At 57.8% G+C, this 19553-nt stretch carries 20 protein-coding genes and 1 riboswitch; of the genes, 8 read left to right on the top strand and 12 right to left on the bottom strand.

Annotation, left to right across the window (positions count from 1 at the left end):
- Nucleotides 1-190 precede the first annotated feature (190 nt).
- The 7 genes from G6R15_RS08005 to G6R15_RS07980 all read right to left on the bottom strand — a co-directional run bounded on the left by G6R15_RS08005 (nucleotide 191) and on the right by G6R15_RS07980 (nucleotide 5376).
- Entirely contained in the window at nucleotides 191-970 is a 780-nt protein-coding gene (locus G6R15_RS08005; RefSeq protein ID WP_164659350.1) for an SDR family oxidoreductase, read from the bottom strand.
- Between the two features lie 24 nt (nucleotides 971-994).
- A complete protein-coding gene (locus G6R15_RS08000) occupies nucleotides 995-1957 on the bottom strand; it encodes a calcium/sodium antiporter (protein WP_164659349.1) in 963 nt (320 codons plus the stop codon).
- A complete protein-coding gene (locus tag G6R15_RS22720) occupies nucleotides 1954-2127 on the bottom strand; it encodes a hypothetical protein (protein WP_205520495.1) in 174 nt (57 codons plus the stop codon). Before G6R15_RS22720 ends, G6R15_RS08000 begins: the two co-directional genes overlap by 4 nt.
- 1 nt (nucleotide 2128) lies before the next feature.
- On the bottom strand, nucleotides 2129-2926 hold the full coding sequence (locus G6R15_RS07995; RefSeq protein WP_164659348.1) for a S49 family peptidase: 798 nt from the start codon (nucleotides 2924-2926) through the stop codon (nucleotides 2129-2131).
- 158 nt (nucleotides 2927-3084) lie between these two features.
- Nucleotides 3085-3846 carry an ABC transporter permease gene (locus G6R15_RS07990; protein ID WP_164659347.1) on the bottom strand — a complete coding sequence of 254 codons (762 nt, stop codon included), beginning with the start codon at nucleotides 3844-3846 and terminating at the stop codon, nucleotides 3085-3087.
- Nucleotides 3843-4772 (bottom strand): ABC transporter ATP-binding protein, encoded by a 930-nt coding sequence (locus G6R15_RS07985; protein ID WP_164659346.1) that lies wholly within the window; start codon nucleotides 4770-4772, stop codon nucleotides 3843-3845. Before G6R15_RS07985 ends, G6R15_RS07990 begins: the two co-directional genes overlap by 4 nt.
- A 91-nt stretch (nucleotides 4773-4863) precedes the next feature.
- Complete coding sequence (locus G6R15_RS07980; RefSeq protein WP_164659345.1) at nucleotides 4864-5376, bottom strand: CoxG family protein; 513 nt, start codon at nucleotides 5374-5376, stop codon at nucleotides 4864-4866.
- A 174-nt stretch (nucleotides 5377-5550) separates the two neighbouring features.
- Between G6R15_RS07980 and G6R15_RS07975 the strand changes: the two genes are divergently transcribed.
- A complete protein-coding gene (locus tag G6R15_RS07975; protein WP_164659344.1) occupies nucleotides 5551-6531 on the top strand; it encodes a DMT family transporter in 981 nt (326 codons plus the stop codon).
- An 88-nt stretch (nucleotides 6532-6619) separates the two neighbouring features.
- Complete coding sequence (locus G6R15_RS07970; RefSeq protein WP_164659343.1) at nucleotides 6620-7702, top strand: CaiB/BaiF CoA-transferase family protein; 1083 nt, start codon at nucleotides 6620-6622, stop codon at nucleotides 7700-7702.
- 66 nt (nucleotides 7703-7768) lie between these two features.
- On the opposite strand, the gene hemE is transcribed toward G6R15_RS07970, so the two are convergent.
- Nucleotides 7769-8812, bottom strand: a complete 1044-nt coding sequence (gene hemE, locus G6R15_RS07965; protein ID WP_164659342.1) for a uroporphyrinogen decarboxylase — start codon at nucleotides 8810-8812, stop codon at nucleotides 7769-7771.
- Nucleotides 8813-8926: 114 nt separating this feature from the next.
- Between hemE and hemC the strand changes: the two genes are divergently transcribed.
- The 3 genes from hemC to G6R15_RS07950 all read left to right on the top strand — a co-directional run bounded on the left by hemC (nucleotide 8927) and on the right by G6R15_RS07950 (nucleotide 11431).
- Entirely contained in the window at nucleotides 8927-9886 is a 960-nt protein-coding gene (gene hemC, locus G6R15_RS07960; RefSeq protein ID WP_164659341.1) for a hydroxymethylbilane synthase, read from the top strand.
- Between the two features lie 81 nt (nucleotides 9887-9967).
- Nucleotides 9968-10912 carry a fatty acid desaturase family protein gene (locus G6R15_RS07955; RefSeq protein ID WP_164659340.1) on the top strand — a complete coding sequence of 315 codons (945 nt, stop codon included), beginning with the start codon at nucleotides 9968-9970 and terminating at the stop codon, nucleotides 10910-10912.
- A 105-nt stretch (nucleotides 10913-11017) separates the two neighbouring features.
- Nucleotides 11018-11431 (top strand): hypothetical protein, encoded by a 414-nt coding sequence (locus G6R15_RS07950; RefSeq protein WP_164659339.1) that lies wholly within the window; start codon nucleotides 11018-11020, stop codon nucleotides 11429-11431.
- A 209-nt stretch (nucleotides 11432-11640) separates the two neighbouring features.
- On the opposite strand, the gene hemF is transcribed toward G6R15_RS07950, so the two are convergent.
- The 4 genes from hemF to clpS are packed head-to-tail and all read right to left on the bottom strand — an operon-like array spanning nucleotide 11641 to nucleotide 14702.
- Nucleotides 11641-12534 carry an oxygen-dependent coproporphyrinogen oxidase gene (hemF, locus tag G6R15_RS07945; RefSeq protein ID WP_164659338.1) on the bottom strand — a complete coding sequence of 298 codons (894 nt, stop codon included), beginning with the start codon at nucleotides 12532-12534 and terminating at the stop codon, nucleotides 11641-11643.
- A 3-nt stretch (nucleotides 12535-12537) separates the two neighbouring features.
- Nucleotides 12538-13338 (bottom strand): SDR family NAD(P)-dependent oxidoreductase, encoded by an 801-nt coding sequence (locus G6R15_RS07940; protein ID WP_164659337.1) that lies wholly within the window; start codon nucleotides 13336-13338, stop codon nucleotides 12538-12540.
- Nucleotides 13339-13374: 36 nt separating this feature from the next.
- The gene (locus tag G6R15_RS07935; protein ID WP_164659336.1) at nucleotides 13375-14352 is read right to left on the bottom strand and encodes a class I SAM-dependent methyltransferase; all 978 of its coding nucleotides are present in this window, start codon (nucleotides 14350-14352) and stop codon (nucleotides 13375-13377) included.
- Nucleotides 14353-14360: 8 nt separating this feature from the next.
- Nucleotides 14361-14702 carry an ATP-dependent Clp protease adapter ClpS gene (gene clpS, locus G6R15_RS07930; RefSeq protein ID WP_164659335.1) on the bottom strand — a complete coding sequence of 114 codons (342 nt, stop codon included), beginning with the start codon at nucleotides 14700-14702 and terminating at the stop codon, nucleotides 14361-14363.
- A gap of 86 nt (nucleotides 14703-14788) precedes the next feature.
- Between clpS and G6R15_RS07925 the strand changes: the two genes are divergently transcribed.
- From G6R15_RS07925 to thiC, 3 genes are all read left to right on the top strand, one after another.
- Nucleotides 14789-15496 (top strand): HAD family hydrolase, encoded by a 708-nt coding sequence (locus tag G6R15_RS07925; protein WP_164659334.1) that lies wholly within the window; start codon nucleotides 14789-14791, stop codon nucleotides 15494-15496.
- A gap of 209 nt (nucleotides 15497-15705) precedes the next feature.
- A complete protein-coding gene (locus tag G6R15_RS07920; RefSeq protein WP_164659333.1) occupies nucleotides 15706-17121 on the top strand; it encodes a D-alanyl-D-alanine carboxypeptidase family protein in 1416 nt (471 codons plus the stop codon).
- 349 nt (nucleotides 17122-17470) lie between these two features.
- Nucleotides 17471-17591, top strand: a riboswitch (TPP riboswitch).
- Between the two features lie 111 nt (nucleotides 17592-17702).
- Nucleotides 17703-19502, top strand: coding sequence for a phosphomethylpyrimidine synthase ThiC (gene thiC, locus G6R15_RS07915; RefSeq protein WP_164659332.1), 1800 nt, complete (start codon nucleotides 17703-17705; stop codon nucleotides 19500-19502).
- Nucleotides 19503-19553: the final 51 nt, after the last annotated feature.

The following is a 19553-nucleotide window of genomic DNA, read 5'->3' as shown; positions in this document are numbered from 1 at the left end:
TTCTCTCAGCTGCAAAAACTCGTTGAAAACTAGGCTTTCAGCGTGTTTGCACAAAAAATGGGCAGTTTCTTAACTCGTTGATTTTGCTTATAACTTTTTGCGATCCGTAGCAAGGCCATGAAAACAAAGGCAATTTTGTAACGCTTTGGTAACAGATTTGGGACCGGTGCAAAACTTGCACGCCAAAGGCTCATTCTGGGCCTAGAACATCCGGAGTTTTCCACCCCAGGTGCTGCCCACCATCTACGCAAAGAATCTGCCCTGTGACAGCTGGTGCATTTAGGAAATAGCCCAGAGCAGCCGTGATATCAGCAGGATTCGCCCCTCGCCCTGAAATCGTATTCGTTCGCTGCGCAGCGAAGTGCCCGGTCGATTGACGGTGCCCCTGCATGGTTGGGCCAGGTCCGATGGCGTTGACGCGAATGGCGGGGGTCAGTGCCTGCGCCGAGGTGCGCGTCAGCGCCCACAATCCCATCTTGGCCAGAGTGTATGTCATGAATTCAGGCGTCAATTTGTTCACCCGCATATCAACCATATTTAGGATCAGGCCCGTCGCAATGGGCTCGCCGTTCTCATCTATGTCCGCCTGCAACCCTTGGTCTGCCATCGCTTGTGTCAGAACAAAGGGCGCTCGCAGGTTGCTTTCCATGTGGCGATCCCATTTGGCGCGGGTCGCGCTGGCGAGAGTGTCATACTCAAAGATCGAGGCGTTGTTGACCAAGCACGTGATCGTCCCACCCAAGGCTTCGGCAGCGCGAGGCAACAAGGCTTGAACCTGCCCCTCGTCCAACAGATCCGCCTGCAAAGCGACCGCGTTTTGGCCTTTGGCGCGAATCTCGGCGACAGTATCAAGCGCAGGTTGCTCTGACGAGGCATAGTGCACCGCCACATCAAACCCACGATCGGCCAGATACAGCGCCATCGCGCGGCCCAGCCGAATGCCAGCCCCGGTCACCAAACAACGTTTCATCTCAGCTCCCTTTCGACAACCGGCTTACACGAGCACGGCGATCACATAGGTAAAATAGAGAAGCGACAGGATCACGCCCCAAATGCGCGTGATGTCGCGTTTGAAGAACACAAATGGAACCAACAGCAAAGACGCGCCCAGCATGACCCACAGATCGAATTCCAAGAATTCCTCGTCTACAGGGATATCCCCTACAAACAACGTTGTAAGGCCCACGATGGCCAGTAGGTTGAACATGTTCGATCCGATGACGTTGCCAAGCGCCACGTCGGCCTGGCGGCGTAAAGCAGCCATGACCGTAGTGGCCAATTCGGGCAACGATGTCCCGACCGCCACCAACGTCAGACCAATCACCGTTTCGCTGACACCATAGGTCCGCGCGATGATCGAGGCGTTATCTACCAGCAGATGCGCGCCCATGGGCAGGCCGATCAGACCAAGGACCAGATAAATCCCGATCCGCCAGTAAGGCATGTTCGGATCTGCGTCTTCCAGGCCATCCAGTTCTTCTTCATTCTCGTCGATGCAGCCCTGCTTGCGGTGAGCGCGCGCCTGACGAAAGGCATTGATAAGAACCAACGCCAATGCCGCCAGCAGGATCGCACCGCTCCAGACTGTGAAGGTGCCGCAGAACGCCAGTCCGATGAAAAGCACTGTGGCAATCAACATAAAGACATAGTTGCGGCGCGTGTTGCACTCACTTGTATGCAACGTCGCCATTATCGCCGGAATTCCCAACACCAGCAGAATATTTGCCGTGTTCGACCCAACAACGTTACCCAGCGCAATGCCCGGCGCGTTTTCCTTGACCGCTTTGATCGCGATCAGCAGCTCTGGTGCCGAAGTGCCAAAGGCCACGATCGTCAAGCTGACGATCAATGCAGGCACACCCAGACGCAAGCTGAGGTTGACAGCGCCACGCACCAGGGCGTCACCAGCCAGAAGCAGAATGACCAGGCCCAGGCCCGAGAGAATCCAGGGCATCATTTTGCGCCTCCACGGCCACAGGCACAGGGACCCTTGCCGATCTTGTAGCGACCGCATTTGCGGCATTTGGCCGAGGCAAGGCGTTTGCCGCCGGGCAACCAGTGCAACTTGCCGAACATGGCCAGCACGACCATGAACACCAGAAATATCGCAACGATCTTAATTATCATGTCAGAGGCCGAACCGCGCGTAAGCTGCGCGCTCCTCTATTCCCGCAACTGCGTCCTGCACGACCGAGGCACCGAAGCGCGACCAGAACGGTTTGCGCAGACCGTACCGGCGGAACCGCACCTTTTCGCCGAACCGCTCTTGCATCTTAGGTTTCAGATGCGCGATCCCGTCGATCAACCCAAGGTCCGTTGCCTTGCGTGCCAACCAGATCTCGCCCGTGAACAAATCTGCTCCAGTGCTCAGCTTGTTGCCTCGTCGAGATTTAACATGGTCGATGAAATTACCGTGGATGTCGTTCAACACGCCTTTTAGACGCTCGACGTCTTCTTTCTTTTCGGGGCTGAACGGATCGAGCATCGATTTGGACTGCCCTGCCGTGTGAACCCGGCGTTCAAAACCTTGTCGCGCCAGAAAGATATGCGCGCCAAACCCGGATGAAATCACGCCGATGGATCCCAAGACCGAACTGTCATCTGCCCAAATCTCGTCCGCTGCTGCTGCCAGCCAGTAGCCACCCGATGCTGCGACATCCTCGACAAAGGCATAAACCGGGGTTTCCAACTCGTCAGACAACCGCCGAATGCGCGCGCCAATCAGAGAGCTCTGAACAGGCGAACCGCCAGGTGAATTGATCTCAAGTGCGACGGCCGCGGGTTTGCCCTTGCGAAATGCCTTTTCCAGCATGGGCGCAAGCGAGGTGTCATTCAGCGCCCCACGTCCGGCCATTCCAATGGCACCAGACAGGCGAACAACGGCCACGAGCGGCGGCTTTTTGACAAACGGAAGGCTTAGTTTCATGACAGCCGATGTAGAATGCCGTCTGCCGACAAACAAGACGCTGGCAGGGACAGAAATGCGACGGCAACAAAGTTCCCACAGTTCGAGGGCAAAATTGCAACGACGCCAGATGGCGTCACTTGCAATTATTCCCTTGGTTTGTGGAGTTTGCACCCGACTTAACTACGGATGCGCCAACCTGTACGGAAAATCAGCCAGATGATCCCAAGGCACAACATCGTGAAGCCCAGAATTGCCAGCAGGCTCATCCCGATTGGCACGTCCGCAATTCCGAAGAATGACCAGCGAAATCCCGAGATCAGATAAACCACCGGATTGAACAAGGTAACGGTTTGCCAGATCGGCGGCAGCATGGAGATGGAATAAAACGACCCGCCCAAAAAGATAAGCGGAGTCACGATCAGTAACGGCACCAGCTGCAACTGCTCAAAGCTCCCAGCCCAAATCCCGATGATGAATCCCAGCAAAGCAAAGCTCAGGCACGTCAACACCAAAAAGGCGAGCATCGCAAATGGATGAGCGATCGTAACATCCACGAACAACATCGACGTTGCCAGGATCACCACCCCGATAAACAGCGCCTTGGTAGCCGCCGCACCTACATAGCCCATCACGATTTCAAGAAAGTTCACTGGCGCCGACAAAAGTTCAAACACCGTTCCGATGAATTTGGGAAAGTAGATGCCAAAGGACGCATTTGAAATGGACTGAGTGATCACCGACAACATGATCAACCCCGGTACAATGAAGGCACCATAAGACACGCCCTCGACCTCCTGGATGCGACTGCCGATAGCAGCACCAAAAACCACAAAGTAGAGCGAGGTCGAAACCACTGGTGAAATGAAGCTCTGTGCCAGGGTACGGAAGAACCGTGCCATTTCAAATCGATAGATGGATGCGATTGCGGTCCAGTTCATGCGTTTTCTCCTGAGACCAGATCGACAAAGATGTCTTCAAGGCTACTTTGGCGGGTTTGCACGTCGTTCAGAACTAGCCCCGCTTGCGACACGTCGTTAAGCAAAGAGGTGATCCCGGTTCGATCGGCCCGTGTATCGTAGGTGAATAGCAATGCCTGCCCATCCCGGATCAGGGTCAGACCATGGTCGGCCAAGGAGGCCGGAATTTCGGCAATCGCCTCAGTCAGCTCGACTTCAAGCTGCTTCTTACCCATCTGGGACATCAGCGAGTCTTTATCTTCGACCAGCAAAATTTGACCACTGTTGATCACGCCCACACGGTCGGCAATCGCCTCGGCTTCTTCGATGTAATGAGTGGTCAGGATGATCGTTACGCCGTCTTTTTTCAGCTCGGCCACGATTTTCCACATGTCCTTGCGCAGTTCGACATCGACGCCAGCCGTGGGTTCATCCAGAAACAGCACACGCGGTTCATGCGACAGCGCCTTGGCAATCAGAACACGGCGCTTCATACCGCCCGACAATTCCTTGATCGCGCTTTTGCGCTTGTCCCACAGCGACAGCTTGCGCAGGATGTCTTCGATCAGCGCATCATTGCGAGGCTTGCCGAACAGGCCGCGCGAGAAGCGCACCGTGTTCCAGACTGTTTCAAACGGCTCCAGATTGATCTCTTGCGGAACCAGCCCGATCATCTGGCGCGCTGCGCGATAGCCTAACTGAATGTCGTGACCGCCAACGGTTACGGAACCCGAAGTGGGCATTGTTATCCCACAAACAGTTGAAATCAGGGTGGTTTTCCCAGCGCCATTTGGCCCCAGCAGGGCCAGAATTTCACCCTCTCGAATGTCGAGAGAGACCCCTTTGAGCGCCTCGAACCCGCCTGCGTAAGACTTACGCAGGTTTGTGATGGACAGGATGTTGGACATATCTGCTCCGTTGTTTAGGCGGGAACACTAGTCGCCCAATACCCAAAGGAACAGAGCGCCCGTGCACAGCCCCCTGCGCGCGGACGCAGGGTCAGTCGCGACCGGTCAGCTTGCCCAACCAAGATTTCTTTTCTTCGGTTGCGCCCTCTTCCGCGTCGTCAGCGGGCCCTTCAAGCTGTTCCTGCAGATTGGCAAAGAACTGATCTGCCATTTTCTTGGCAAACCCATCAATCAATCGGCTGCCCAACTGGGCCAACTTTCCGCCGACCTTGGCCTCAACATCATATGCCAGCTCGGTTCCACCTTCTGACGGCGTAATGGTGACGCTTGCCCCGCCCTTGGCAAAACCAGCAGCCCCCCCTTTGCCTTCGCCCGCGATCGTCAGGCTTTGGTTTTCGACCAAATCCGACATGGTCACCGAGCCTTTGAACGTTGCCTTCACCGGGCCGACTTTTTGCACCACGGTCGCTTCGTATCCGTCCTGCGGATTGCCGTTCAGTTCTTGCGCACCTGGCACGCAAGCCTTGAGCACTTCGGGGTCCAAAAGCGCAGCATAAACCGCGGCGGGCTCTGCCTTGATCTGGCGCGTGTCGCTCATTTGCATGGATCGTGCTCCTTAGGCCGGGTCATTGGATCAACAATGTCTAATCCAGCCGAACATAACCGCCAACCCCACGAAGGTCAGCTATCAAAAACTGAGATAGACAAACGCCCATTCTGTGATAGCGGTGGCAACAGACGCAAGGCAATTAGTCGCCCCGGCGTATCGGAGCGCCACATGACAAGTATCACGCAATCCCGGCCCGGCACGGGAATCGCCTTTATTATCGCGGGTATGATCGCGATTTCGATCAACGATATGCTAATCAAGCAGTTGTCGGGCGACTACCCGCTGCATCAGATGGTGTTTCTGCGTTCCTCGATCGGGATCACGCTGTCGATGGTGTTAGTCTATTTCGAGGGTGGCGTCTCGCTGCTCAAAACCGGCCATCCGATGTTGCACAGTGTGCGTTGCATCATGGTTGTCGCGTCGAACATGAGCTTCTTTGTAGCCCTCGCCGCTTTGCCGCTGGCCGATGTCACCGCGCTTTTCTTTGCGGCGCCGTTGTTTATCACGGTGCTGTCGATTCCGATGCTCGGTGAAAAGGTTGGTGTCATGCGGATCACCGCTGTCGTCATCGGTTTTGCCGGTGTGATCTTGATGCAGCGCCCATGGGAGGGCAGCGATAGTGCTGCCGCTGACCGGATCGTGCTTTTGCTGCCTGTTTTGGCGGCGCTGACCTATGCCATTAACCAAGTGATGACCCGCAAGCTAGGTGCGACCACCAAAGCCTCGGCGTTGGCGGTATACATCCAGGGGATGTTCATTATCGTTTCTATTGGTTTCTATCTCATTGCCGGTGACGGGCGTTACGCCGAAGGATTGGAAAACCCCAGCTGGGTGTTCCTGCTGCGCGCCTGGGTTTGGCCCGAGCAAGGGGATTGGTTCTACTTCATCTGGCTAGGCTTGAATTCGGGCGTCGTCGGATATTGCCTGGCACAGGCCTATCGTCTGGCGGATGCTGCCACGGTTGCGCCTTTCGAATACGTCGGCTTGCCGATGGCGATTTTTTGGGGCTGGCTTTTGTGGGCGGAGATCCCCTCGCTCGAGGTCTGGGCGGGAATGGCGATGATCATGGGCTCGGGCCTATTCGTGTTCCTGCGCGAAAGGCAAAAGGCCCAGCGCGTGACCCGGACCGAGGTCAAAGGACGCTACTGACCAGACGCCACGTCGCACCATTGGAGACTTGCAATCGTGCAGCCGCGCGGAAACCCTGCGCCCAACCAGGGAAGAAGGAACACGAACCATGCTGAACGGCGTCCGCATCATTGAAATCGAAGGGTTGGGACCCGGCCCTTTTGCCTCCATGCTGCTGGCCGACTTGGGCGCTGATGTGATCGTCGTGCATCGCAAGGGCGGCGCTGTGACACCTGGCATGCCGGAACGCTCTCTATTGGATCGCGGCAAGCGTTCAATTGCTCTGGACCTCAAGGATGGCGACGACCTTGATACGCTCAAATCCCTGATCGCCACAGCAGACGGCCTGATCGAAGGCTTCCGCCCCGGCGTGATGGAAAAACTGGGCATTGGCCCGGACGTTTGCCAGAACTTGAACCCGCGCCTTGTATTCGGTCGCATGACCGGTTGGGGCCAGTCCGGGCCGCTGGAAAAAGTGGCTGGGCACGACCTGAACTACATCTCGCTGTCGGGCGCGCTTTGGTACAGTTCTGCCGCCGGCGACGCCCCGCAGACACCTGCCACGATGGTTGGCGATATCGGTGGTGGAGCAATGTATCTGGTGACAGGCCTCCTCGCGGGCATCCTCAACGCACGAACCACCGGCCAAGGCACTGTGGTGGACGCCGCAATCTATGACGGCTCGGCCCACATGATGAATTTGCTGATGAGTCTGCGACAGACCGGCAATCTGTCGGATGCACGTGGCCATAGCCTGCTTGATGGCCCACATTGGAGCCGCACTTATCGCTGTGCGGATGGCGGCTTCATGACAGTGCAATGCCTCGAGCCTAAGTTCTATGCGCTCTTCCTTGACCTCCTCGGTCTTTCGAACGATCCGGAATTCCAACAGCAGTACAACCCAAAGCTTTGGCAAACCCTCACGGATCGCTTGACTGGGATTTTCGCCAGCCATCCACGCGACCACTGGGCCAATATCTTTGTCGGAACGGACGCTTGCGTTGCCCCTGTTCTTAGCCCCGAAGAGGCCCTGACGCATCCAATGAACCAAGCTCGTCAAGCGTGGCAAGACCACGAGGGCACATTGCAAGCCGCAGGCGCGCCGCGCTTTTCGTCCTATAATTGGGAACCACGGCCCAGCCCAGCGCGCGGTGAACAAGACGAAGAAATTCGCGCCAGCCTCAAAGACTGATGCCTTTCGCTTCACACTTTTGAAATACTCTGGGGGGCGTCGCAAGGCGACGGGGACAGAGCCCCCTTATGCGCGCGCGCCTTCGCGCACGGTGTTGATCATCAACTGAACGTTCTCGGGGTCTGCATCTGGCGTGATCCCGTGACCGAGATTGAAGATATGCGGCCCGCCTGAAAACGCCCGCACGATCTCGCGTGTTTCATCGACCAGATCCTGCCCGCCAGTAACCATGTGGCGCGAGGCCAGATTACCCTGCACACAGCCATCCACCTGCACATTCGCCGCCGCCCATTCGGGCGAGACGGAATTGTCCAGCGCAACACAATCGACACCTGTCGCTTTCGCAAATCCCACGTATTTATCACCCGCCTCGCGCGGGAAACCGATGATGGGAATATTCGGGTGGCGCTCTTTCAGCGCCTTGGTGATCACGCGGGCGGGTTCCAGAGCGTATTTTTCGAACGCCTCGCCCTTGAGCGATCCGGCCCAGCTGTCAAATATTTTGACCACTTCAGCGCCCGCCTCGATCTGCATCGACAGATAATCAATCGTGGCCTCGGTGATCCGCGTCAGCAACGCCTCGAACAGCGCGTTGTTGCCTTCGCGCAGCAGATGGGCTGGCCCCTGATCCGGAGTACCGCGACCCGCGATCATGTAAGTCGCAACAGTCCACGGCGCACCAGCAAAGCCAATCAACGTAGCCTCGGACGGCAGTTCGCGCGACAGGATACGAACGGTTTCGTAGATCGGGTTCAGCGTTTCATGAATATCTGTGGCCGGTTTTAACGCATCAAAATCCGCCTGCGAAGTAATGGTCGACAAACGCGGCCCCTCGCCAGTGACAAACCACAGATCCGCGCCCAACGCCTGCGGCACCAAAAGAATGTCAGCAAACAGGATGGCCCCGTCAAAACCGTAGCGGCGGATCGGCTGCAGCGTCACTTCGGCGGCCAATTCGGGATTGTAGCACAACGACAGGAAATCGCCGGCTTGCGCACGGGTTGCGCGGTATTCCGGCAGATAACGCCCGGCCTGCCGCATCATCCAGATCGGCGGTACTTCCTGCGTCTCACCAGCCAATGCGCGCAGCAGTTTCTTCTGTTCAGCCATGCCCGTCTCCGAATGTGCCTCAGTTCCATTTCCACCATCGGTTCTGCCTTCGGCGGCAATTTGTCAAGCAATGCCCCCATTGTCAGGGCAATGTGACGCGATTAAAGCAAGAGCATGACAGCACAGCTTCCAACCCCCGCGTCCCCGCTCAAGATCGGCACCCGTGGCTCTCCGCTGGCCCTGGCCCAAGCGTATGAGACCCGCAACCGGCTGATGGCCGCGCATGATCTGCCCGATGACGCGTTCGAAATCGTGGTGATTACCACCACCGGTGACAACCGTGCCATGATCGACGCAGATAGGCCGCTCAAAGAGATCGGCAACAAGGGGCTGTTCACCAAAGAAATCGAAGAGGCGATGGTACGGTGCGATATCGACATCGCCGTTCATTCGACCAAGGACATGCCGACCGAGCAACCCGCCGGGCTCATCCTGGACACATTTCTGCCGCGCGAAGACGTGCGTGACGCATTCATTTCCTCCGGTGCAAGCTCGATTGGTGAACTGGCAACAGGCGCGGTTGTCGGAACCTCGTCCCTGCGCCGCCGTGCACAGCTGCTCAACCACCGGCCTGATCTGAAGGTGGTGGAGTTCCGTGGCAACGTGCAGACCCGGCTCAAGAAACTCGCCGACGGCGTGGCCGAATGCACGTTCCTTGCGCTTGCTGGCCTAAACCGCCTGGACATGGACGGCGTGCCAGCCACAGCCATCCCGCCCGAGGATATGTTGCCAGCCATTGCCCAAGGTGCCATCAGCATTGAGCGCCGAATTGACGACACACGCGCTGCCGACCTACTGGCTGCCATACATAACCATGAGACTGAGCAGCGCCTGAGTGCCGAACGCGCCTTTTTGGCCGCGCTCGATGGTTCGTGTGAAACACCCATCGCCGGGCTCGCCGAGTTGGATGGCGCCACCCTGCGCCTGCGCGGCGAGGTGCTGCGCCCCGATGGATCGGAAGTGATCCGCGACGACCAGTCCTGCGCCGTCGAAGATGGTGCGGAATTGGGCCGTTCCATGGCGGCCAAATTGCTTGCGCAAGCAGGCAAAGGATTTTTCGAGTGGCGGTCGTGACGTCACTTTTGTTGTGACGCCGCGCCCAATTTGACACAATGTGCATGTGTTGGAACCGTCTAAGACGGAGGAGGACCAACCATGACACCTGGAAAAGCGTATCTGAGCACAGAAGAAATTCGCCCCTTGGCCGAGCGATCGAATGCCATGGGTGTTTGGTTGGTGCTGCATTGCTGGGGAACGATTGCACTCGTTGTTGTGCTGTTCGGTCTCTGGCCGAATCCACTGACGTTTTTGCTTGCTGTCGTCGTGATTGGATCGCGCCAGCTTGGGCTCGCGATCCTGATGCACGAGGCCGCGCACAACGCTTTGTTCAAGAACCGTAGGCTGAATGATATCGTTGGTGAATGGCTCTGTGGTCGCCCGATCCTGGCCGAACTGGCAGCCTATCGCCATTATCACTTAACGCATCACCGGTTCACCCAGACGGACAAAGATCCTGATCTTGTACTGTCATCCAAGTTCCCAACATCTCACGCCTCGCTCAAGCGTAAGTTCAGCCGTGATCTGACTGGGCGCACTGGCGTGAAGCAGTTGATGGGACAGATCCTGAGGTCATTCCAGTTGGCGGGTGACAAAGAGGCGATGGAATCTGCGGCCTCGGATTTCGCGCAAAGCTTCAAGGCACCGCAGTTCTGGAAATCAATGCCGGTGTTTCTCGGCGTCATAGTCATTATGAGCGTGATTGGGGATTGGTGGTGGGGGCTGGCCTTTTGGCTGCTTCCCTACCTGACTTGGTTCCAGTTTGTTCTGCGTGTACGCAACATTGCCGAACATGGCGCGACGGAGCAATCCGAAAACCCCCTGCAAAACGTCCGCACAACAATGGCCGGACCGCTGGCCCGTTTGCTGGTGGCACCCTATTGGGTCAACTATCACCTTGAACATCACATGGTCATGCACGTGCCCTGCCATAACCTGCCCAAAATGCACAAAGTCTTACTGAACAAGGGGCTGGACTCGCAGATGAATACGGCAACCAACTATGGTGCCGCACTGCGTGAAGCCGGGTGGAGGTCGGCCTGAGCCAATAAACTCCGCTCACGATACCGAAGGCAATCTGGCCAAAGCCTCATTTCGGGTTATGCTTTTGCTGACGCACGTACTCAGTATTTTTGAAAGGTTACACCCATGCGTTGGAAAACACCCATGCTGTTGGCTGCCTCGCTGATCATCCCTACCGTGGCAGTCGGGTTTCAAGCGATCAATCGCTTCGAAGTCTATCCTGTCAACAAAAGCGGGGTGTTCGAGGTTGTGAATCGCCATGGTTCAGCGCCAAAGGATTTCTGGTGTGGCGCCGGTGATTATGCGATCCGCGTCCTGCGCAGCAGTGCAACACAGCGCATCTATCTTGTGCAGCCTGTAGGACCGGCGGTGACGGTGCAAGGGCGCAAGGGGGTTCAGTTCGCTCTGAACCCACCGCCAGGAGCAGACACTTCGACCGGCTATTCGGTAACTGTCAAAAAGGTCGGCGACAACATGCCCGCCCATATGGCCCAGAATTACTGCTACGACCGGATCGAAGACGAGCTTTGGCCTTGGTAAACCCTCGACTGTCAATTCGGGGAGCTCCCGCACCCGAGCGACGCCGACTTCGTCGGCACCGCTAGCGGCTTCGGGCCGGGCACTGCGCAAAGCGCAGTGCCCGGCCCGACGGGAGGAGATGTTTCGTCAGAAACATCGACGACGGACGGGAGCGCCTCCTTTACGGATTACCCCCAACTTAGTCTCGGACCAAAAGCAGCTGAAAGAGCTTACACCCACTTTGCCATAGGCGGCAGGCTCATGAGCACCGCATCGGGGTCGTGCCCCGTTTCCAGGCCAAATTTCGTCCCACGATCATAGACCAGGTTATATTCGGCATAGAGCCCCCGGTGCACCAGCTGTGCATCTTTGTCGGCCGCGCCAAACGCCATCTCAAGCCGACGTTCTATAAGCGGCACAAATGCTGGCAGGAAAGCTCGTCCGATATCTTGGGTCAGCTCAAAATCAGCCTGCCAGTCACCGGTGCAATAGTCATCCATGAAAATACCACCCACGCCCCGCGCGCGTTTGCGGTGCGGGATATAGAAGTATTCGTCAGCCCACTGCTTGAGCCGCGGATAATGTGCCAGCCCATGAAGATCAAGGTGACGCTTCTGTTCAGCGTGGAAATGTGCGGTATCCTCGTCGTACTCAAGACAGGGGTTCAGGTCCGACCCTCCACCAAACCACCAGGCATGCGGGGTCCAGAACATGCGCGTGTTCATGTGGACCGCAGGCACATGCGGGTTGCGCATATGCGCCACCAAAGAGATCCCGCTGGCCCAAAACCGCGGATCTTCTTTCATGCCCGGTATGCCCTTGCGTGCGGCCATGGAGGCTTGTGCACGTTCCCCCAGCGTGCCGTGCACTTCAGAGACATTGACACCGACCTTCTCGAACACACGCCCGCCGCGCATGACGGACATCAACCCGCCACCTGCGTCGGACCCATCATCAGCTGTACGCCGGGTTGGGGTTACTTCGAATTGGCCGGGTTCCATCTCGGAAAACGGGCCATTGGTGTGACTCGCTTCCAGCGCCTCAAACCGGGCAACAATCTCATCGCGCAGGCTGCGGAACCAAGTGGAAGCGGTGGTTTTCTCTGTCTCGAACATGAGGCTCATTTCTTAATGTGCGGCGGCGCCGACGGGGTCGAGCAATGTGCGCCCCCCATCGAGCGTCAGTATCTGACCAGTCATGAACGCGGATGCGTCGGACGCCAGATACTGCGCTGTTTCGGTCAGTTCAGTCGGTGAGGCAATCCGCGACAGTGGCGTGTGCTTTTCGATATCGGTGCGCGCGTCACGATTGTCCTTGAGCGCGCTCTGCAGCGAGGCGCTCATTACGGACCCAAGCGCGATGGAATTCACCCGGATACGATTGGGTGCCAGCGCCACGGCCAGCGAACGGGTCATCTGATCCAAAGCGGCTGATGACACAGAGTACCCAAGCAATTCGGGATGAGTGCGTCGCGCGGCAATCGACGACAGGTTGATGATCGACCCGGCAGTGCCATCGTCCTGATCCTCGACCTGTTTGATCATCCGATTGGATACAAGCTGACTGAGCCGCAGCGCCGGGAACAGGTTCTGATCCAACAAGGTCCGGACCGATGCATCATCCGCATCCAACGGATCTGAGGGTGCCACCTGGCGCGCGCCGTTCACCAGAACGTCGATCTGGTCAAAGGCGTCCAGCGTTGCCGAGAGCAGGTTGGCGATCGTCAGTTTTTCGCGTAGATCACCTGCGAAATAGCGCACGTTCCCTTCGTCCGCTTGTTCGCCTAACTCACTGACCAAACTTTTCTCGTCCATGTCGGCGAACATCACATTTGCGCCCACATCGGCAAAATGGCGTCCAATGGCCAGACCGATGCCGTTTGCGGCGCCCGTAATGATTGCGGTTTTGCCTGCTATGGAAAAGGACATGCGAATCCTCCTGATTTCGACACACGTTAACGGCGATCAACGCCGCGCGCGAGCAGGTCGTGTTGCCTGCAAGATTTTGAAGCGGTTGTCGCCGGCCACTTCTTTGACCTGCCCAAAAAGCTCTGCGAGCGCGGTCTCGTACGGTAGGTGCCGGTTGGCCACCAACCACAACTGCCCTGATGGGGCCAGAACGCGTGCGGCCGTGGCGATGAATGCGCGCCCAAGGGCGGGATCGGCTGCGCGAGAGGTATGAAACGGCGGGTTGGTTATGATCATGTCCACAGGTTCTGCGGCGGTCCAGCTTTGCGCATCCGCCCAATGAAATCGCGCGCGCGGGTCTGTGACATTGGCACGGGCACAGGTCAGCGCGGCATGATCAGCCTCGACCAGATCAAGCTGTTCGACCTTGGCGTTTTTCAGCACCTGCGCTGAAAGATACCCCCACCCGGCACCCAGATCGAGCACACGGCGGCCCAGTTTGTCGGGCAATGCTTGCGCCAATAGCGCCGAGGCCGGGTCAATTCCGTCAGCTGAAAAGACACCCGGCGCGGTTTGAAATCCGTCAACGACCTGCCCCTCAGGTGCCCGCCAGTCAGCGAAATCCGCCTCTTGCGCCCGAAACCAAAAAATCTTGCCATGCGCTTTGGAAATTGGCCCGGAAACGGCAACGCGTTTGCGGATGTCCTTAAACAGGCTGTCGATGCCATCTGTCTTGGCACCGTCCACCACGATCCAACCCGAACACCGTTGGCTGGCCCGTGCAACCAGATCCCGCGCCAGCGCCTTGGCGCGCGGCACGAACACGACGGCCAGATCGCACGGATCATCGCTGTTTGGTGCGCAGGGAAACCCCTGCCCCTGAAAATGATCGTGGAAGGGCTTGAACGGTTGTACGATCTGCGCGGTTTTTGGCAGTTCGCTCAGGTCATGTTCCGGGGTCGGCATGACAATGGAAACTGCATCGGACGGCAGCAGGTCGCCCGAATCGAGCGCCAGAGACAGACGGACAGACATCGGCGGCCTTACTCTTCTCGTTCCATGGTGCATTGCAGGGGGTGCTGGTGACGTCGGGCGAAATCCATCACCTGCCCCACCTTGGTCTCGGCGATCTCGTGACTGAAGACCCCGACAACGGCGACCCCTTTTTTGTGCACCGTCAACATAATCTCAAACGCCTCGGCGTGAGTCATTCCGAAAAATCGTTCCAAAACATGGACCACAAACTCCATCGGAGTGTAGTCATCGTTGAGCAGCAAAACCTTGTACAGCGGTGGACGCTTGGTCTTGGGTCGGGTTTCGACGATCACCGACGTGTCGTTGTCGTCGCCTGGGTTGTCCGACATCATCAAGGGTTGTAGCAACATCGCGCAGAACAGTCCGGTTGGGGAGTTGGTTTGGTATTGTGGCTTATATAACCTTCCGTCGGGTTTAGAAAAGGGAAAGCGAACAGGTGTCAACGGATCGCAAACTAACCACTGTCGGTTTTGATGCCGACGACACCCTGTGGCACAACGAACGCTTCTTTCGCTTGACCCAGGATCGCTTTGCCGAACTGCTGACTGACTATGCCGAGCCCAACCATCTGGCCGACCGCCTGCTGGAGGCCGAGCGCCGCAACATCGGGCACTACGGATATGGTGTGAAGGGGTTTGTCCTGTCGATGATCGAAACCGCGATCGAAGTGACCGAGGATCGCGTGCCCGCGTCCGTCATCCGCGAATTGATCGGGGCCGGTCAAGACATGCTGGCACATCCTATCGAGTTGCTGCCCCATGCTCAGGAAACGGTAAAGGCCGTGGCCGAAACGCACCGGGTTCTGCTGATCACCAAGGGTGACTTGTTGGACCAGGAACGCAAGCTTGCCCAATCGGGCCTAGGCGATCTGTTCTATGGCGTCGAGATACTTAGCGAAAAGACGCCCAAGTCTTATGCGGCGATCTTTGCACGCCATGGTCACGGGGCGGAACGGGCGATGATGGTGGGCAACTCCATGCGATCGGATGTTGTTCCCGCAATCCAAGCCGGCGGATGGGGCGTTTATATCCCGCACGGGCTGACCTGGGAAATCGAACACGCCGAAGCGCCCGCCCAAGCGTCACGCTTTCACGAGCTGCAGCAGCTTGGGGGCTTGCCTGCGCTTGTCAGCGAGCTCAGCTGATTTGGCAACTTCCCGCCGCCTCATTCTCGCCACAATCGCCGGTGTTGCGGGCTGTGCCGACGGTGCCCCTATATGTGGATTTCTCATTGCCTGAAAATCAACAATTGCCTGCAACCTGCGGGTTTATTTTGAGGAATCCCTATGCTAGCCTGCTAGCAATCAATCAATGAGTCAGCCGAAAAATCGGCGACCAGAGGCAGACAGAGGCAATGATCGTGCAGGTTCGGCGTACAAAGCCGGCCCGTTTGGGCCTTATTTTTTTGGCAGCCGTTTGGCTGTGCGTTCTGATACCACTCAGTGCGCGAGCGGCCCCCTATGCCGCAATGGTAATCGACGCACGCACAGGTGAAGTTTTGCACGCGCGCAACGCTGACACGCGATTGCACCCCGCATCTCTGACCAAAATGATGACGCTCTACATTGCGTTTGAAGCAGTGCGGAACGGCGAGATTACGCTCGACACTAAGGTTCGCATCACCAGCAAAGCCTCAAGCGAGCCGCCATCCAAGTTGGGCCTGCGGTCAGGCCAGCGTATCGCGTTCCGGTACCTGATCCGGGCTGCCGCCGTGAAGTCGGCCAACGACGCGGCCACCGCCATCGGCATCGCCATCAGCGGGTCCGAAGCCGCATTTGCCCGCCGCATGACACGCACGGCCAAAGCCCTGGGAATGACGCGCACAACGTTCAAGAACGCCCACGGCCTGACTGAAAACGGGCATATGTCGACCGCGCGCGACATGACCACACTGGGGCGGCATCTGCTGTATGATTACCCGCAGTACTACAACCTCTTCTCGCGCAAATCGACGAATGCCGGAATTAAATCGGTGAACAACACCAACCGCCGTCTTTTGGCTGCCTATCAGGGAGCTGACGGCATCAAAACTGGCTATACCCGCGCGGCAGGCTTTAACCTTGTGGCATCGGCAAAACGGGGCAACGAACGGATCATCGCCACCGTCTTTGGCGGCAAGTCCAGCTCGTCGCGCAACGCCAAGGTGGCTGAGTTGCTAGACCTTGGCTTTCGCCGGGCCCCATCGCGCGCACCGATCCGCAAGCCGAATCGTCCTGCTTACGTAGGCAACACCACGACCGGTGGCAGCGGTAAGACGATCCGCCTGGCCGGAGCACCCAAGACCAGCCTGCGCCCGCAGTCTCGACCCGCCGGTGGTGCTGTATTGGTGGCCGAAGCTGCGAAGCAAAACCAAGACACCATTCAGGCCAGCATCAACGAAGTTATCGCCGAAGTTGGGGCATCGACACTGTCCGCACCGGGCACACGCCCCGCTTTGCGACCCGAAAACCTGGTTCTGACATCGACCGAGCCCGAGCCCGCAGCCCCGCCACAACCCGAGCAAGAAGTTGTTACGCGGCTGTCGACATCCGGTGGCCATCACTGGGGCATCAACGTCGGGCGATATACAAACCGCTATCAAGCCGAAAAGGTCCTGTTGCGCACGGCGCTTGCAGAAATGGCAACGCTCGACGGCACGCTGCGCAAAGTTGATCAGTCTGCACGCGGCTTTGATGCTACATTCCAGGGCATGACTCGCGATCAGGCTGATCTGGCCTGTCGCCGCCTCAAGGCGCGCAACGTAACCTGTTTCATGATCGGCCCATCCTAGAAATTACCACCAGCACTACCTCGTAAGATTTGACCGCGGAGTTCCGCGGTCATTTCTTTTGTGGCTGCCCGTGGCGTGAAGGGGCGGAGCACTCCCGCCCGTCGTCGATGTTTCTGACGAAACACCTCCTCCCGTTGGGCTCGGCCTCGCTGCGCTCGGCGGTTGGCCCTTGTGGCAAAACAGTCAACCCAAGCGGGACCGCGCCGAGCCGAAGGCGAGGCGCCCGGCCCAAAGCCGCTAGCGATGCCGACAACGTCGGAATCGCTCGGGTGCGGGAGCGCTCCGAGAATTGGCCTTATCACCTTCTTCGAACTGGAGCGTGGCCTTTGCCGCGTCCATCGGTTACCCAAGTCGCACGCAGGGGGGTCCCACCTAGGGGACTGAGAGGCTGACGGTGCATGCGCACGGTGACGCGACCCTTTGAACCTGACCCAGTTGATACTGGCGGAGGAAGCTAGGGCGCCGCATGCCGGGATAAAGACCCGCCGCGTTGCCTGACACGAGGGGGCCGTACACCCTCTTTTGCGTCCAAGCCCACGTCACCTGTGTCTTTTTGAGTGAAACGCTTGAGGAGCACTGACATGAATGTCCCCAACCCAAAAATCACTACAGGTGGCCTGCCCGCTGCCCGCAAGATCTATGTGTCTGGCACGCAGCACCCTGACATCCGGGTGCCGATGCGCGAAATTTCGGTCCACCCCACCGCAGGCGAGCCTCCCCTACCCGTCTATGACAGTTCGGGTCCCTACACAGACCCTGACGTGCAGGTCGACATCAAGCAGGGCCTGCCAGCTCTGCGTCAAAACTGGATCGAAGCACGTGGTGACGTAGAAGGCTATGAGGGGCGCAAAATCACCGCTGCCGACAACGGTTTTGTCGAAGGTGACCGCCTGACACCCGAATTCCCGGTCAAACCGCGCCCCTTACGCGCCAAAGATGGTAAGCCCGTCACGCAGTTGGCTTATGCCCGCGTGGGTATCGTCACACCCGAGATGGAGTTCATCGCCATCCGCGAAAACCAGCTGCGCGAAGCCGTGACTGAAGACCGCGATGGCAACGATTGGGGTGCCAATATCCCCGACTATGTGACGCCCGAGTTCGTCCGGGATGAGGTCGCATCAGGTCGCGCAATCATCCCCGCCAACATCAACCACCCGGAGAGCGAACCGATGATCATCGGGCGCAACTTCCTGGTCAAGATCAACGCCAACATGGGCACCTCGGCCGTCACGTCCAGCATGGAAGAAGAGGTCGACAAAATGGTCTGGTCGATCCGTTGGGGGGCAGACACGGTGATGGACCTCTCAACGGGCCGCAATATCCACAACACCCGTGAATGGATCATCCGTAACTCTCCAGTGCCAATCGGCACTGTGCCGATGTATCAGGCACTGGAAAAAGTAAACGGTATCGCCGAAGACCTGACATGGGAGGTTTTCCGCGACACGCTGATAGAACAAGCCGAACAGGGCGTGGACTATTTCACCATCCATGCTGGTGTCCGTCTGCACATGGTGCCAATGACGGTGAACCGCGTGACCGGCATCGTGTCGCGTGGCGGTTCGATCATGGCCAAATGGTGCCTGCATCACCACAAGGAGTCGTTCCTTTATGAGCACTTTGAAGAAATCTGCGACATCTGCCGCCAGTATGACGTCAGCTTTTCCCTGGGGGACGGGCTGCGCCCCGGCTCAATCGCCGACGCCAATGACGAGGCACAGTTTGCCGAGCTGGAAACACTGGGTGAACTGACCAAGATCGCCTGGGCCAAGGATTGTCAGGTGATGATCGAAGGGCCGGGCCACGTCGCCATGCACAAGATCAAAAAGAACATGGACAAGCAGTTGGAGTGTTGCCACGAGGCACCGTTCTACACGCTCGGGCCGCTGACCACGGACATTGCACCGGGTTATGATCACATCACATCCGGTATTGGCGCAGCCATGATCGGTTGGTTTGGTTGCGCCATGCTTTGTTACGTAACACCCAAAGAGCATCTGGGCCTGCCAGACCGCGACGATGTGAAAACCGGTGTCATCACCTACAAGATCGCCGCCCACGCCGCCGATCTGGCCAAGGGTCTGCCTGGGGCACAACGTCGAGATGACGCCCTGTCTCGTGCCCGGTTCGAATTCCGCTGGGAGGATCAATTCAACCTATCGCTGGACCCGGACACAGCACGCGAGTTCCACGACCAAACTTTACCGAAACAAGCCCACAAGGTTGCGCATTTCTGTTCCATGTGCGGGCCCAAGTTCTGCTCGATGCGAATTTCGCACGACATCCGCACCGAGGCACAGAAAGAGGGGATGGAAGCCATGGCCGCCAAATTCCGCGAAGGCGGTGATTTGTACGTGCCCTCAAAAAAGCCCGCCGAGTAACGAGTGCAGGGGGTCGCAAGTGTTGCGGCCCCCTTTTCTCAAATCACTGGC

This window comes from Tropicibacter sp. Alg240-R139, from assembly GCF_900537075.1.
Taxonomy (GTDB): Bacteria; Pseudomonadota; Alphaproteobacteria; order Rhodobacterales; family Rhodobacteraceae; genus Falsiruegeria.
The sequence above is the reverse complement of the archived record's forward strand: the minus strand, read 5'-3'. Positions and strand labels throughout refer to the sequence as shown.

Excerpts from the sequence above, each read along its gene's own strand:
- thiC (WP_164659332.1), top strand. The coding sequence starts at position 17,703 with ATGAATGTCCCCAACCCAAAAATCACTACAGGTGGCCTGCCCGCTGCC.
- clpS (WP_164659335.1), bottom strand. The coding sequence starts at position 14,702 with ATGTTGCTACAACCCTTGATGATGTCGGACAACCCAGGCGACGACAAC.
- G6R15_RS07955 (WP_164659340.1), top strand. The coding sequence starts at position 9,968 with ATGACACCTGGAAAAGCGTATCTGAGCACAGAAGAAATTCGCCCCTTG.
- G6R15_RS07940 (WP_164659337.1), bottom strand. The coding sequence starts at position 13,338 with ATGTCCTTTTCCATAGCAGGCAAAACCGCAATCATTACGGGCGCCGCA.
- G6R15_RS07990 (WP_164659347.1), bottom strand. The coding sequence starts at position 3,846 with ATGAACTGGACCGCAATCGCATCCATCTATCGATTTGAAATGGCACGG.
- G6R15_RS07975 (WP_164659344.1), top strand. The coding sequence starts at position 5,551 with ATGACAAGTATCACGCAATCCCGGCCCGGCACGGGAATCGCCTTTATT.
- hemE (WP_164659342.1), bottom strand. The coding sequence starts at position 8,812 with ATGGCTGAACAGAAGAAACTGCTGCGCGCATTGGCTGGTGAGACGCAG.
- G6R15_RS08000 (WP_164659349.1), bottom strand. The coding sequence starts at position 1,957 with ATGATGCCCTGGATTCTCTCGGGCCTGGGCCTGGTCATTCTGCTTCTG.
- hemF (WP_164659338.1), bottom strand. The coding sequence starts at position 12,534 with ATGAGCCTCATGTTCGAGACAGAGAAAACCACCGCTTCCACTTGGTTC.
- G6R15_RS07935 (WP_164659336.1), bottom strand. The coding sequence starts at position 14,352 with ATGTCTGTCCGTCTGTCTCTGGCGCTCGATTCGGGCGACCTGCTGCCG.
- G6R15_RS07985 (WP_164659346.1), bottom strand. The coding sequence starts at position 4,772 with ATGTCCAACATCCTGTCCATCACAAACCTGCGTAAGTCTTACGCAGGC.
- G6R15_RS07980 (WP_164659345.1), bottom strand. The coding sequence starts at position 5,376 with ATGCAAATGAGCGACACGCGCCAGATCAAGGCAGAGCCCGCCGCGGTT.
- G6R15_RS22720 (WP_205520495.1), bottom strand. The coding sequence starts at position 2,127 with ATGATAATTAAGATCGTTGCGATATTTCTGGTGTTCATGGTCGTGCTG.
- G6R15_RS07995 (WP_164659348.1), bottom strand. The coding sequence starts at position 2,926 with ATGAAACTAAGCCTTCCGTTTGTCAAAAAGCCGCCGCTCGTGGCCGTT.
- hemC (WP_164659341.1), top strand. The coding sequence starts at position 8,927 with ATGACAGCACAGCTTCCAACCCCCGCGTCCCCGCTCAAGATCGGCACC.
- G6R15_RS07920 (WP_164659333.1), top strand. The coding sequence starts at position 15,706 with ATGATCGTGCAGGTTCGGCGTACAAAGCCGGCCCGTTTGGGCCTTATT.
- G6R15_RS07970 (WP_164659343.1), top strand. The coding sequence starts at position 6,620 with ATGCTGAACGGCGTCCGCATCATTGAAATCGAAGGGTTGGGACCCGGC.
- G6R15_RS08005 (WP_164659350.1), bottom strand. The coding sequence starts at position 970 with ATGAAACGTTGTTTGGTGACCGGGGCTGGCATTCGGCTGGGCCGCGCG.
- G6R15_RS07950 (WP_164659339.1), top strand. The coding sequence starts at position 11,018 with ATGCGTTGGAAAACACCCATGCTGTTGGCTGCCTCGCTGATCATCCCT.